Annotated in this window: 14 protein-coding genes; 1 reads left to right on the top strand and 13 read right to left on the bottom strand. The window is 72.5% G+C overall.

What is annotated here, in order from left to right; all coding sequences use genetic code 11:
- Positions 1–40: 40 nt before the first annotated feature.
- The 6 genes from trmD to proS form a co-directional block, all read right to left on the bottom strand.
- Complete coding sequence (gene trmD, locus ML5_RS08220) at positions 41–829, bottom strand: tRNA (guanosine(37)-N1)-methyltransferase TrmD (protein ID WP_013284590.1); 789 nt, start codon at positions 827–829, stop codon at positions 41–43.
- Positions 830–843: 14 nt separating this feature from the next.
- Positions 844–1383, bottom strand: coding sequence for a ribosome maturation factor RimM (gene rimM, locus ML5_RS08215; RefSeq protein WP_013474369.1), 540 nt, complete (start codon positions 1381–1383; stop codon positions 844–846).
- Complete coding sequence (locus ML5_RS08210) at positions 1383–1643, bottom strand: RNA-binding protein (RefSeq protein WP_026268109.1); 261 nt, start codon at positions 1641–1643, stop codon at positions 1383–1385. Before ML5_RS08210 ends, rimM begins: the two co-directional genes overlap by 1 nt.
- Positions 1618–2073, bottom strand: a complete 456-nt coding sequence (gene rpsP, locus ML5_RS08205; protein ID WP_013284587.1) for a 30S ribosomal protein S16 — start codon at positions 2071–2073, stop codon at positions 1618–1620. The genes ML5_RS08210 and rpsP overlap by 26 nt, the downstream gene beginning before the upstream one ends.
- A gap of 242 nt (positions 2074–2315) precedes the next feature.
- Positions 2316–2963 (bottom strand): DUF402 domain-containing protein, encoded by a 648-nt coding sequence (locus ML5_RS08200; protein ID WP_013474368.1) that lies wholly within the window; start codon positions 2961–2963, stop codon positions 2316–2318.
- Between the two features lie 76 nt (positions 2964–3039).
- Positions 3040–4446 (bottom strand): proline--tRNA ligase, encoded by a 1407-nt coding sequence (gene proS / locus ML5_RS08195; protein ID WP_013474367.1) that lies wholly within the window; start codon positions 4444–4446, stop codon positions 3040–3042.
- 200 nt (positions 4447–4646) lie between these two features.
- Between proS and ML5_RS08190 the strand changes: the two genes are divergently transcribed.
- A complete protein-coding gene (locus tag ML5_RS08190; RefSeq protein ID WP_013474366.1) occupies positions 4647–5240 on the top strand; it encodes a TetR/AcrR family transcriptional regulator in 594 nt (197 codons plus the stop codon).
- Between the two features lie 19 nt (positions 5241–5259).
- Here the strand turns inward: ML5_RS08190 and ML5_RS08185 are convergent, their stop codons facing one another.
- From ML5_RS08185 to ML5_RS08155, 7 genes are all read right to left on the bottom strand, one after another.
- On the bottom strand, positions 5260–6339 hold the full coding sequence (locus tag ML5_RS08185) for an amidohydrolase family protein (protein ID WP_013474365.1): 1080 nt from the start codon (positions 6337–6339) through the stop codon (positions 5260–5262).
- A gap of 18 nt (positions 6340–6357) precedes the next feature.
- On the bottom strand, positions 6358–6939 hold the full coding sequence (locus tag ML5_RS08180) for a Uma2 family endonuclease (RefSeq protein ID WP_013474364.1): 582 nt from the start codon (positions 6937–6939) through the stop codon (positions 6358–6360).
- Positions 6940–7006: 67 nt separating this feature from the next.
- Complete coding sequence (ffh, locus tag ML5_RS08175; protein ID WP_013474363.1) at positions 7007–8560, bottom strand: signal recognition particle protein; 1554 nt, start codon at positions 8558–8560, stop codon at positions 7007–7009.
- A 114-nt stretch (positions 8561–8674) separates the two neighbouring features.
- The gene (locus tag ML5_RS08170; RefSeq protein ID WP_013284579.1) at positions 8675–10939 is read right to left on the bottom strand and encodes a [protein-PII] uridylyltransferase; all 2265 of its coding nucleotides are present in this window, start codon (positions 10937–10939) and stop codon (positions 8675–8677) included.
- A 17-nt stretch (positions 10940–10956) separates the two neighbouring features.
- Positions 10957–11295 carry a P-II family nitrogen regulator gene (locus tag ML5_RS08165; protein WP_013284578.1) on the bottom strand — a complete coding sequence of 113 codons (339 nt, stop codon included), beginning with the start codon at positions 11293–11295 and terminating at the stop codon, positions 10957–10959.
- 25 nt (positions 11296–11320) lie between these two features.
- Entirely contained in the window at positions 11321–12676 is a 1356-nt protein-coding gene (locus tag ML5_RS08160; RefSeq protein ID WP_013284577.1) for an ammonium transporter, read from the bottom strand.
- 166 nt (positions 12677–12842) lie between these two features.
- Positions 12843–13706, bottom strand: a complete 864-nt coding sequence (locus tag ML5_RS08155; RefSeq protein WP_174361701.1) for an aminoglycoside phosphotransferase family protein — start codon at positions 13704–13706, stop codon at positions 12843–12845.
- Position 13707: the final 1 nt, after the last annotated feature.

Raw genomic sequence — 13707 nt, 5'->3', positions numbered from 1 at the left:
CTCGCAACCGCCCACGGCGTGGACGGATGCGGCAACCCCTCTACTTTGCCACATGCCCCGGTGGCGGGGAAAATCCGCCCCGGTCCAGCGTCGCCCGGTCACGCTTGTCGAGCGTCTCCGGTGCCAGCGCGCCGATCATGTCGGGGCGCCGGGCCGCCGTCCGCAGCAGCGACTCGTCCCGCCGCCAGCGGTCGATCCGGGCGTGGTCGCCGGAGCGCAGCACCTCGGGCACGTCCAGCCCGCGCCAGCTCGCCGGCTTCGTGTAGAGCGGGGCCTCCAGCAGCCCGTGCGCGTGCGACTCCTCGTCCAGCGACCCGGCGTTGCCGAGCACGCCGGGCAGCAGCCGGGTGACCGCCTCCAGGATCACCAGCACGGCCACCTCGCCGCCGAACAGCACGTAGTCGCCGAGGGAGACCTCGGTCACCGGCATCCGGGTCGCCGCGTGGTCCAGCACGCGCTGGTCGATGCCCTCGTACCGGCCGCAGGCGAACAGCAGGTGCGACTCGGCGGCCAGCTCGTGCGCCAGGGCCTGGGTGAACGGGACGCCCGCGGGCGACGGCACGAGCAGCCGGGGCAGCGTGTGCCCGTCCGGGCTCAGCTCGCCCGGCGCCAGCGCGTCCAGCGCCTCACCCCACGGCTCCGGCCGCATGACCATGCCCGGACCGCCGCCGTAGGGCGTGTCGTCGACGGTGCGGTGCACGTCGTGGGTCCAGGTCCGCAGATCGTGTACGGCCAGCCGCAGCGTGCCGTTCGCGCGGGCCTTGCCGATGAGCGACAGGTCCAGCGGGGCGAAGTACTCGGGGAAGATCGACACGATGTCGACGCGCATGCGGTGGGCTCCAGCTAGAGGTCGAGCAGGCCACCGGGCAGGTCGACGACGACGCGACCGCCGGCCAGATCCACCTCGGGCACGATCGCCTTGACGAACGGGACCAGCGCGGTACGCCCCTCGGGGCGCCGCAGCACCAGCATGTCGGACGCGGGCGCGTGGTCGATGCGGGCCACCTCGCCCACGTGCTCGCCGTCGCGGGTGACCACCGTGAGCCCGACCAGCTGGTGGTCGTGGAACTCCTCCGGGTCCTCCGGCGGGGCGACGTCGGCGCTGTCCACGCCGAGCAGCGTGTTGCGCAGCGCCTCGGCGACGTCGCGCTCCAGCACGCCCTCGAAGGCGACGAGCAGACGGCCCTGATGCCAGCGGGCCGACTCGACGGTGAGCGTCGGGGGCACCCGCCAGGCGCCGGGCTCCGACGGGACCACCCCCGGCTCGGTGGTCAACACCGAACCGGGGGCGAACCGTGCTTCGGGCTCGTCGGTACGCACCTCCACGGTGACCTCACCGCGGATGCCGTGCGGCTTACCGATCCGGCCGACGACGAGAAGCATCAGTACGAGTCGACGATGTCGACGCGTACCCCACGCCCGCCGATGGAGCCGATCACCTGGCGCAGCGCCTTGGCGGTCCGGCCGGACCGCCCGATCACCGTGCCGAGGTCCTCGGGGTGCACGCGGACTTCGAGGCGCTTGCCCCGACGGGAGTCGACCATGCGCACCCGGACGTCGTCCGGGTGGTCGACGATGCCCTTGACCAGGTGCTCCAGAGCGGGACGCAGCGGCATGTCAGGCCTGCTCGCCGGACTCGGCACCGGTCTGCTCCTCGGCCTTGGCCTCGGCCTTCGGCTCCTCCGCCTTGGCGGCGGCCTTCTTGGCCGGCTTCGCCGGGGTGTCGGCCACGCCGGCGGCGGCCTTCGCCTCGGCCTCGTACGCCGCCTTGCGGTCGGCCCGCTCGGGGGCGACCTTCAGCGGCGGCGGCGCGGGCAGGCCCTTGAACTTCTGCCAGTCACCGGTCAGCTCCAGCAGGCGCTGCACGGCCTCGCTCGGCTGGGCGCCGACCGAGAGCCAGTACTGGACCCGCTCCGACTTGACCTCGATCACCGAAGGGTCTTCCTTCGGCTGGTACACACCGACGAACTCGATCGCACGACCGTCACGCTTGGTGCGCGAGTCGGCGATGACGATGCGGTACTGCGGGTTGCGGATCTTGCCCATCCGCAGGAGCCGGATCTTTACGGCCACAGTTGTTTCGCTCCTGTTGCGATCTCACCGGCCCGTACGGGCGGTGTGGCGGGTGAGCGCCGACCGGCACAGTGGGGTTTGGGCCGGAGACTGCTCGGTGAACTGGCGACGCGCCCGGGTTAGAGGGCGCCGGACGCGTGCCGGATACCAGCGAACCATTCTGCCAGATCCGGACCGGAACTCTCACACCGGACCCGGACACCACGCCCGGGGCGGGCCGGGCCGTGACCGAGGACACTCGTTCAGCGCACCGGCGGGCGGTCCCACCCCGGCGGAAGTACGTCCGGTACGTCCCATTCCGCGGGTGGGGTGAAGTCGCACCAGGTGCCGTCGAACGGAAACTCACCCGCCTCGGCGATCCGGATCACCCGCTCGCCCTCGGCGCGTACCGCCTTCTCGTCGGTCACCCAGTAGTGCTCCGGGAACGCCAGCCGCTCGGCGAACTCGTCCTCGTCCTTCCACTCCCAGCTCAGGTCCGGGTGGACCACGACGTCGAGATCCTGGTCGACCATGTCGACCCCGGCCACCGTGCCGTCGTCCCAGCGGACGCCGGGCTCCTCCAGGTTCACGTACCAGTTCTGGAAGCGGCCGGCGGCGTCGCGGAACCACCAGACCGAGTGGGCCGCGCCGGTGGGCAGGAACTTCAGCACCGGCGGGCCGTTCCACAGCCCCTGCGCGAGCCGGTAGGACGACGTCACCCACTCGGCGAACGGCACCGCCCGCATGCCCAGGCCGGCGGCGTTCACCTCGTGCGCGACGGGCGCCTCGCGCGCCACCCAGAGCACCAGGCCGCGCTCGTCGTCGGAGACCACGCGGGCCGACCGGACCCAGCCGATCCGGCCGTTGCGCACGTTCCGGTGCATGATCAGCCGCCCCGGCTCGAACCGCACGCTCACCCCCGCCGTCGTGTTAACAAGGGGCCCCTCCTCTGCGGAATGCGTTAAGAAGGGGCCCTTCCTTACACCCTCAGTAGGCGCGGGCGAGGATCGCCACCAGGTCGGGCTCGTCCTCCGAGTCCGGCACCGAGCCGTCGGCGCGCACCAGGCAGCGGACCGTCACGCCCTGAGCGTTCGCCTCGGCCTCGCCCTCGACGCCGACCGCCGACCACGGCACCCGCGCCCAGCCGGTGGCGGACGCCTCGATCGCCTCGGCCAGCGTCGACACCTCGACGGTGCGGGACCTGCGGAACTCCAGCGCCTGGTCGTGCAGCGCCTGCTGGTCGTCCTCCAGCGCGGCCAGGACCGCGCCGACCACGTCGGCCACCGGCGTCGGGGCCTTCGAGCCGTCCGTACGCCGGACCACCACCGCGTTGCCGGCGGCCAGGTCACGCGGGCCTACCTCGACGCGTACCGGGTAGCCGCGCAGCTCGGCGTCGACGGCGCGGCGGCCGAACGCGGTGTCGGTCCGGTCGTCGAGCGCCACCCGCACCCCGGCGTCACGCAGCGCGTCGTGAAGCTTTCGCGCCGCCTCGCCGACGCCCTCGCCGTCCTTGACGATCATCACGTACGCCTGGACCGGCGCCAGCTTCGGCGGCACCCGCAGCCCGTTGTCGTCACCGTGGCACATGATCAGGCCGCCGAGCATCCGGGTGGAGGTGCCCCAGGAGGTGGTCCACGCGTGCTCCCGGCCGCCCTCGGCCGAGGAGTAGCTGATGTCGAACGCCTTGGCGAAGTTCTGGCCCAGCTCGTGGCTGGTGCCCAGCTGGAGTGCCTTGCCGTCGCCCATCATGCCTTCGCACGTGTACGTGGCGGTGGCGCCGGCGAAGCGCTCCCGGGCGGTCTTCAGGCCGACCACCACCGGGATGCCGAGCACGTTGACCATCAGGTCCTCGTACGCCTCGTGCAGGATCCGCCGCGCGTAGGCGCGGGCGTCCTCACGGGTGGCGTGCGCGGTGTGCCCCTCCTGCCAGAGGAACTCGCTGGTACGCAGGAAGATCCGCGGGCGCAGCTCCCACCGGACCACGTTCGCCCACTGGTTGAGCAGCAGCGGCAGGTCACGGTACGAGTCGATCCACTTGGCCATGAACTCGCCGATGACCGTCTCGCTCGTGGGGCGCACCACCACCGGCTCGGCGAGCTGCTTGCCGCCACCGTGCGTGACGACTGCCAGCTCCGGCGAGAAGCCCTCGACGTGCTCGGCCTCCCGCTTGAGGTAGCTCTCCGGGATGAACAGCGGGAAGTACGCGTTCTCCGCGCCGGCCGCCTTGATCCGGGCGTCCATCTCGGCCTGCATCCGCTCCCAGATGGCGTAGCCGGCCGGTCGGATCACCATGGTCCCCCGGACCGGGCCGTTGTCGGCCAGCTTCGCCTTGGCGATCAGGTCCTGGTACCAGCGGGGAAAGTCCTCCGCACGGGGAGTGAGCACGCGTGCCATGACCACGCATCCTATGCGTCCCGTCACGGGTGGGCGCAGCCGGGCGCGCCCGCACTACCGTCTGCCGTCATGCTCTCCACCCACCCCGGCGCCGGGGACGCACCACCTGACCTTCGCCGGCCACGACGGCGGGCGGTTCCGGGCCGAGGCGGAGTACGAACTCGAGGTGCGCTGAGCAGCGCCCGTAGACTTCGATCACCATGTCTAAGCCGAGAAACGTCACTCCGGTGCGCGAGACGATCGTCGACGCCGCCCGTTCGCTGACCGTCACGACCGGCTGGGCCGGGGTCCGGATGGGTGCCGTCGCCAGCGCCGCAGGGGTGAGCCGGCAGACGGTCTACAACGAGTTCGGCACCAAGGCGGGCCTGGGCGAGGCGCTGGCCCGGCACGAGGTGGACCGGTTCGTCGGCCAGGTCCGGTTGGCGCTCGACGAGCACGACTCCGACGTCCGCGCGGCAGCGTACGCGGCGATCCACCGCACGCTCGCCTCGGCCGCCGAGAACCCGCTGGTCCGGGCGGTGCTGACCAGTACCCGGGGCGGCTCGGAGGAGCTTCTGCCGTACCTGACCACCCGGTCCGAGTTGGTGCTCGCCGAGGCCGCGGCGGCGCTGCTGGAGTGGACCGGCGAGCGCCTGCCGGACGCCGATCCGGCGGCCCTCGCGTTCGCCGCGGACAGCGTCGTACGTCTGGTGGTGAGCCACATCGTGCTGCCCGGGGGCCCGGTCGACGAGACCGCCGACCGGCTGGCCGACCTGGCGGTGCGCCTGTTCCTGATGGCGGCGACCGCCCGCTAGACCCGTCGCCGTCGGCCGGTCAGCGGACGACCCGGCCGCGCAGCACGATCCGGCTGGGCGTCCGGACCACACGCAGGTCGCGGCGCGGGTCCTCGGGGTAGACCACCAGGTCGGCGAGGCCGCCCTCGACGAGCCCGGGGAAGCCGAGCCACTCGCGGGCCCGCCAGGAGGCGGCGGCGAGCACGTCCGTGGCCGACATGCCGGCCTGCTCGTGCAGCAGCAGCATCTCCTCGGCCGCCAGGCCGTGGTCGATGCCGCCGCCCGCGTCGGTGCCGACGTAGATCGGCACACCCGCCTCGTGCGCGGCGCGCACCACCTCGGGGAAGCGGTCGCGCAGGCCGAGCATGTGGTCGGCGTACCCGGGGAACTTGGGGCGGGCCTGCTCGGCGATGTGGCCGAACGTCCGGATGTTGATCATCGTGGGGACCAGCGCGGTGCCCTGCCGGGCCATCAGGTCGATCAGGTCGAGGCTCAGCCCGGTGCCGTGCTCCACCGAGTCGACACCGGCCCGCACCATGATCTCCACGGCCGACTCGGAGAACGTGTGCACCGCGGCGCGTACCCCGGCGGCGTGCGCGGCGGCGACCGCCGCGGTCATGGTGTCGGCGTCCCAGGCCGGCGCCAGGTCGCCGACGCCCCTGTCGATCCAGTCGCCGACCAGCTTGACCCAGCCGTTGCCGGCCGCGGCCTGCGCGGCCACCGTCGCGGCGACCTCCGCCGCGCCGACCTCCACGCCGATGTCACGCAGGTAGCGCTTGGGCGGTGCGACGTGCCGGCCCGCGCGGGCCAGCCGCGGCAGGTCCGGCTCGTCCTCCAGTTCGGGGTACGGGTACGGCGACCCGGCGTCCCGGATCGCCAGCACACCGGCGTCCCGGTCGATCCGGGCCAGTTCCCGCGCCTGGTCGAGGGAGGTGATCGGGCTGCCGCCGCGGGCGATGCCGATGTGGCAGTGCGCGTCGGTCAGGCCGGGCAGCACGAAGCCGCCGTCGGCCACCGTCTCGGCGCCGGGCACCGGTTCGAAGGTGACCCGGTCGCCGACCAGCCAGACGTCCCGGACCTCGTCGTCGGGAAGGAACACACCGCGCACGTGCAGAGCCATGTGCACAGTCCTACCCGATCAGTCCTCCTCGACGGCGAGCAGGTCGTTACGGCGCGCGGTCAGCGCCGGCAGATCGACCGAGACCTTCCAGGGCCGCTCGGTGACGAACAGGTCCTCGGTGTGTGCCAGTTGCTCGTACTCGCGGGCGGCGCCGTCGAGCGTGTACTCGGTGAGTGCAATCCGCTCGTGCTGCGGATCCACCACCCAGTAGGAGCGGACCCCGGAGCGGGCGTAGATCTTCGCCTTGTCGTACAGGTCGCGGAAGTGCGACGTCGGCGAGACGACCTCGACGGCGAGCAGCGCGTCCTCGACCGGGACCGGCGACCGGGCGGCGTGCTTGCGCCGGATCACCACCACATCGGGGCGCGGCTCGTTGCGGCGGTCCACGCGCATGGACAGGTCGATGCTCACCAGGAACTCCGGCGGGCAGTTGACGCGCAGCGCGAGCAGCAACTCGACGCAGATCTCCTGGTGCAGGGCGGTGGGTGACGGCACGATCAACCTTCCGTTGACCAGTTCGTACGGAAGGTCCTTGGGCAGCTCGCCCAGGTCGTCGACCGTCCACTCGTGCCGCTCCGGCAGGATCGGGGCCGCGGTCATTGACATCTCCTTCCAGGGGGCGACGTCACCCTAAGAGACAGCGATGTCGCCCACCGTCACCGACACGCTAGCGGGGGCCCTTGTCGCCGCCCTTGCCGAGCTTGTTGAAGTCGATCTTCGGCAGCTTGAAGCCCGGCGGCAGGCCCTGCCCACCGGCCAGGTCACCCGGGTCCAGGCCCGGCGGGAGCTGCGGCATCCCGCCCGGGAAACCGCCCGGCATGCCGGCGCCGGTACGCGGCCGCCCGCCGCCCTTCGTGCCCTTGCGCTTGTTCTTCGGCGACTTGGTCGCCTTGCGCCGGCCACCGCCGGGCAGGCCCATCATGCCGCCCATCTGCTTCATCATCTTCTGCGCGTCGGCGAAGCGGTTGAGCAGCTGGTTGACGTCCATGACGGTGACGCCGGAACCGTTGGCGATACGGGCCCGGCGGGAGCCGTTGATGATCTTCGGGGTGGTGCGCTCGGCCGGGGTCATCGACCGGATGATCGCGGTGACCCGGTCGAAGTGCTTGTCGTCCAGCTCGGCGAGCTGGTCCTTCATCTGCCCCATGCCGGGCATCATGGCCAGCACGTTGGCGATCGGGCCCATCCGCCGGACCGCGATGAGCTGATCGAGGAAGTCCTCCAGCGTGAAGGTCTCCCCGCCCATCAGCTTGGCGGTCATCTTCTCCTTCTGATCGGTGTCGAAGGCCGCCTCGGCCTGCTCGATCAGAGTGAGGACGTCGCCCATGCCGAGGATCCGGCTGGCCATCCGGTCCGGGTGGAAGACGTCGAAGTCCTCCAGCTTCTCGCCGGTGGAGGCGAACAGGATCGGCTGGCCGGTCACCTCGCGGACGGAGAGCGCGGCGCCACCGCGGGCGTCGCCGTCGAGCTTGGACAGCACCACGCCGGTGATGCCGACGCCGTCGCGGAACGCCTCGGCGGTGCGCACCGCGTCCTGGCCGACCATGGCGTCGATGACGAAGATGACCTCGTCGGGCTGGACCGCGTCGCGGATGTTCGCGGCCTGCTGCATCATCTCGGTGTCGATACCGAGGCGGCCGGCGGTGTCGACGATGACGATGTCCCGGGCGGCGCGGCGGGCGTGCTCGATCGAGTCGCGGGCCACCTGCACCGGGTCACCGACGCCGTTGCCGGGCGCCGGGGCGTACACCTCGACGCCGGCCCGGCCACCGAGCACCTGGAGCTGCCCGACGGCGTTGGGACGCTGGAGGTCGGCGGCGACGAGCAGCGGCTGGTGGCCCTGGCTCTTGAGCCAGCGGGCCAGCTTGCCGGCGAGCGTCGTCTTGCCGGAACCCTGAAGGCCGGCCAGCATGATCACGGTCGGCGGGTGCTTGGCGAACTGGAGCCGCCGCCCCTCGCCGCCGAGGATGTTGATCAGCTCCTCGTTGACGATCTTGACGATCTGCTGCGCCGGGTTGAGCGCCTGGGAGACCTCGGCGCCGCGCGCCCGCTCCTTGACGTTCGCGATGAAGCCCTTGACCACCGGCAGGGCGACGTCGGCCTCCAGCAACGCCATCCGGATCTCGCGCGCGGTGGCGTCGATGTCGGCGTCGGTGAGCCGGCCCTTGCCGCGGAGCTTGGTGAAGATCCCGGACAGGCGGTCACTCAAGGTGTCAAACACGCGAACATCCCGTTTGTCGTTTTCGGCGGGCACATGCTGCCGGGCCGGTGGTCCAGCCCACCGTTAGGGTAGCCCGCCGCTCATCCGCCCGCTCCGGCCCGGCGGCCCGTTCCACTACACGGCGGCCAGCACGGCGGCCTCGATCCGGGCCCGTTCCTCGTCCGACGGCCAGCCGCCGACCAGGTAGAACGCGTCCACCACGTCGCCGCCCAGCGTCGAGATCCGGGCCGCCCGCACCTGGGCGCCCGCGTCGTCCAGCGCGCAGGTGACCCGGTACAGCAGTCCGGCCGCGTCGGCGGCCCGCAGCTCCAGCAATACCGCGTCGGTGGCCGCCTCCCGGTGCCAGACCACCCGTGGGGCGGCGCCCTGGCTGCGCGCGGCCAGGGCCCGACCGCGCAGCCGCTGGATGACCGAGACGTCGCCGCCGACCGCCCGGCGCAGGTCGGCGCTGAGCGCGATCGGGTCCGGGGCCAGCCCGTAACGCGGCTGCACCCGGCACTCGACCAGGGCGCGGCCGTCGACGGTGGCGGCGTCCGCGGAGATCACCTCCAGGCGGTGCAGCGCCAGGCACCCGGCGACAGTCGCGAGCAGTCCGCGCCGGTCGGCGGCGGCCACCGACACCCGGTCCTCCCCCAGGTGTACGACAGGCAGCGGCCCGGCCACGAGCGCCGGGTCCGGGGCCGGCGGGGCGGGCACCACGCCGGTGTCCAGCGTGGTGCGCACCCGGCTCACCAGCTCGGCGATCAGCCGGCCCTTCCAGCCGGACCAGGCCGCCGGGCCGGTGGCGGCGGCGTCGGCGCGGACCAGGGCGTGCAGCAGTTCCAGCGTGCCGGTGTCGCCGACGCGCTCGGCGACGCCGGCGACGGTCTTCGGATCGGACAGGTCGCGCCGGGTCGCCACGTCGGGCAGCAGCAGGTGCAGCCGGACCAGCGTGCCGATCAGCGCCGCCTCGGCCGGCGGAAGCCCGATCCGGGTGGCGACCGCCTCGGCCGGCGGCGCGCCGACCACCGAGTGGTCACCGTCCAGCCCTTTGCCGATGTCGTGCAGGAATGCGCCGAGCAGCAGCAGGTCAGGTCGTTCCACGTCGCGGGTGTGCCGGCTCGCCTCGTACGCGGTCTGCACCAGGTGCCGGTCGAGCGTGAACCGGTGCACCGGGTTGTGCTGGGGCAGGCTGCGCATCCGGGTCCACTCGGGCAGCCAGCGGTCGATCAGCCCGTACCTGTCGCAGGTCTCCCAGGCGGGCACCAGGCCGGGACCGGCGCCGAGCAGGGTGATCAGCGCGGCGCGGGCCGCCGGTGGCCAGGGCGCCGGCAGCGGCGGACAGTACGCGGCCAGCCACTCGCAGGTGGCCCGCGCGATCGGCAGCCGGGTGGTGGCGGCAGCGGCGGCCACGCGCAGCGACAGGCTCGGGTCGGGGCGGGCCCCGATGGCGGTACGGGCGAGCACCAGTTCGCCGTCCTGCTCCACCACGTCCCGGGCGACCGGGCGGCGCAGCGGACGGCCGGGGGCGGCGCGGTGCCGGCCGGAGCGGAGCCGGTCGGCGGCCCGCCAGGCGTCGTCGAGGGCGTGGCTCACGGTGCGGGCGTCGCCGGCCACCAGCCGCAGCAGCGCGTCGCCGTCCTCGGCGCCGAGCAGGCGCGCCACGCCGTCGCGTTCCTGGGCGACCAGGCGGTCGACCCGGCGGCCCACCTGCTGGTGCAGCGCGTCGCGGGTGTCCAGCAGCCGCCGGTGTGCCGCGTGCACGGCGGGGCGGAGCGCGTCGGTGACCCCGGCGGTGGCGATGGCGCGCAGGATGCCCACGTCGCGCAGCCCGCCGGACGCCTCCTTGAGGTCGCCTTCGAGCAGGAACGCCAGTTCGCCGTGCGCCTCCCAGCGGGCGGAGGTGATCTCGCGCAGGCCGGGGAGCTGGCGGATCGCGGTCCGCCGCCAGTGGTCGGTGGCGGTACGGGAGAGCTGGTCGGTGAGCGCCGGGTCGCCCGCCACGTGCCGGGCGTCGAGCAGGCCGAGGGCGACCTTGACGTCGTCCTGGGCCACCGACAGCGCCTCGGCGACGGTGCGCACCGAGTGGTCCAGCCGCAGCCCGGCGTCCCAGATCGGATACCAGAGCGAGGCGGCCAGCTCGTCGATGCCGGGCACCCCGGCGTGCAGCAGCACCAGGTCGAGGTCGCCGTAGGGGGCGCACTGGCGGCGGCCCAGCCCGCCCACAGCGACGAGCGCCACGCCGTCCCGGTCCGGGAAGGCCCGGCACAGCCAGGCGTCGAGCGCGTCGGCCCGCGCGGACCGGGCCGCCGCGCCGATCCCTGCGGGTACGCCGGCGACCTCGTTGACCACGGGCGCGCCGTCCCCGGTGGGGGCGGCGGCCGTGGTCAACGAGGTCACGTCGGCGGGTCCGGCGATCAGAGGGCGTCGAGCCCGCGCTCGCCGGTACGCACCCGGACGACCTCCTCGACGCCGGTCACCCAGACCTTGCCGTCGCCGATCTTGCCGGTCCGGGCGGCGCCGACGATCGCGTCCACGATCTTGTCGACGTCCATCTCGTCGGTGAGCACCTCGACCCGGATCTTGGGCAGGAACTCGACCGTGTACTCGGCACCCCGGTAGACCTCGGTGTGCCCCTTCTGCCGGCCGTAGCCCTGGACCTCGCTGACGGTCAGCCCGGCCACGCCGAGCGCGTGCAGAGCCTCCTTCACCGCGTCCAGCTGGTACGGCTTGATGACCGCGGTCACCAGCTTCATGTCCAACCCCTCCATCCCAGGAACGTTAACCGGCGACCTTCTCGCTGACCGGCGCGGACTCGTCGGTCTCGACAGCGGGCTCCGCGGCCGGCTTGCCGGCGCCGATCCCGGCCATCGCGAACGCGCCACCGCTGCTGCCCGTGGTGGGCGACAGGTCGTAGCCGCTCTCCGCGTGCTCGGCGATGTCGATGCCGTCGACCTCGGCCTCGGCGGAGACCCGCAGGCCGATCGTCTTGTCGATCACGAAGCCCAGGGCGAAGGCGACCACGAAGGAGTAGACGCTGACGATCAGCGCGCTGATCGCCTGCTTGCCGAGCAGCGACGCGTCGCCGCCGACGAACAGGCCGTCGGTCTCCACCAGCGAGCTGACCGAGGCGGTGCCGAACAGGCCGATCCAGAGGCAGCCGATCCAGCCGCCGACGAAGTGCACGCCCACCACGTCGAGCGAGTCGTCGTAGCCGAGCCGGTACTTCAGGCCGACCGCGAGGGCGCAGACCGCACCGGCCACCACGCCCAGCAGCACCGCTGCGGCCGGGGTGATGAACGCACAGGCCGGGGTGATCGCGACCAGGCCGGCGATGGCGCCGGACGAGGCGCCGACCAGGGTCGGCTTGCCGTCGCGCAGCCACTCCACCACGATCCAGCCGAGCAGCGCGGCGGCGGTGGCGACCTGGGTGTTGATGAACGCCAGCGCGGTGACCCCGTCGGCGGTCAGCTCGGAACCGGCGTTGAAGCCGAACCAGCCGAACCACAGCAGCGCGGCGCCGAGGGCGACCATCGGGACGTTGTGCGGCTTCATGCTCTCGCGCGGCCAGCCGACCCGTTTGCCGAGCACGAGCACCAGCGCGAGCGCCGCCGCACCGGCGTTGATGTGCACAGCGGTACCACCGGCGAAGTCCAGCGCGCCGATGTCGCCGCCGATCAGCCCGCCGCCCCAGACCATGTGGGCGACCGGGAAGTAGACCAGGGTGGCCCAGCCGAACGCGAACAGCAGCCAGCCGGCGAACTTCACCCGGTCGGACAGCGCACCGCTGATCAGCGCCACGGTGATGATCGCGAACATCATCTGGAAGGCGATGAAGACGTAGATCGGGATGCCGGTCTCGCCCCACAGGTCGTTCTCGCCGACGAAGGTCTTGGTGCCCAGGTACTGGCCCAGGTCACCCCAGAACCTGCCGCCCTCGCCGAAGGCGACGGTGAAGCCGTAGAAAAGCCACAGGATGCTGACGAGCCCGATGGACGAGAAGCTCATCATCATCATGTTCAGAACGCCCTTGGACCGGTTCAGGCCGCCGTAGAACAGCGCGAGACCGGGGGTCATGAGCAGCACGAGGGCAGTCGAGACAAGCAACCAGGCAGTGTTCCCGGTGTCGATCTCCACGCTGCCTCCTCTCGTTGTCGTATTCCTCCCTCCGACTGAGACCTGGCAGCATCGCCCGTCAGCCGGTTGCGCGGAAGCTTTGTCGCCGGCTGTTTCCTTCAGCGACACCGCGCGATTTCCGACGCGTGACGGGTTGTTTCCGGCGTGTGAAGAACGCCGATCTTGCTCAGCGCAGCGCGTACTCCAGCTGGTGCCGCTCGTAGTCGAGCAGCCGCAGGTCACGCATAGGCCGACGCAGGTGGCCCTTGTGGACGATCCGGACGAACGCCGGCTCACCGGCGGCGGCCATCCGCCGGATGCCCTCGACGTGGTCGACGATGCGCTTGCGGATGGTCCGGATGAGCCGGTGCCGGTCGCGCGGGATCAGCCCGTACGCGTCGGCGAACAGCCGCAGCCGGCGCGGCCGGTCCGGGTGCTTCCAGCCGAGCGTGATCGAGTCCCGGTCGGAGAAGATCGGCACCCAGGTCCAGGCGGCGTACGCCACGTCGTAGATGCGGGCGCCGGGCGAGGCGAGGTCGAAGTCGATCAGCCCGAGCGTGCCGTCCGGCCGCCAGATCACGTTGTGCGGCGCGGCGTCGTGGTGGCAGATGACCTCGGTGTCCGGCGGGGGCGGCCCGAACGAGCGCCAGACCGCGCCGGGCGGCGGGGTGAAGCCGTACTGCGCGTCGTGGAACATCCGCAGCATGGTGGCCACCGTGACCAGGGCCTCGTCGGTGACCCAGTGCGGGGCCAGCGGGTACTCCCCGCACTCCCCCTCCAGGTACGACAGGACCTCCCGGTTGCGCTCGTCCATGCCGAGCGCCCGGGGCGCGCCGGTGAATCCGACGTACTCCAGGTGGCGCAGCAGCGCGTGCACGGAGGGCGTCCACGGGCCGGCGTTGCGCCGGACCGTGTCTCCCACACGGACCACGGTGCTCACGTTCCCGCCGTGCAGCGGGATCTCCTGCGAAGTCACGTACGGTCTCCCGAGGCGTGGCGACGGGTGGCTGGGGTCGCGCCACCCCGCGTAGGCGCGATCGTCAGTCGTCACG

It is taken from the genome of Micromonospora sp. L5, from assembly GCF_000177655.2.
Taxonomy (GTDB): domain Bacteria; phylum Actinomycetota; class Actinomycetes; order Mycobacteriales; family Micromonosporaceae; genus Micromonospora; species Micromonospora aurantiaca.
This window is presented reverse-complemented; position numbering and strand designations above follow the sequence as displayed.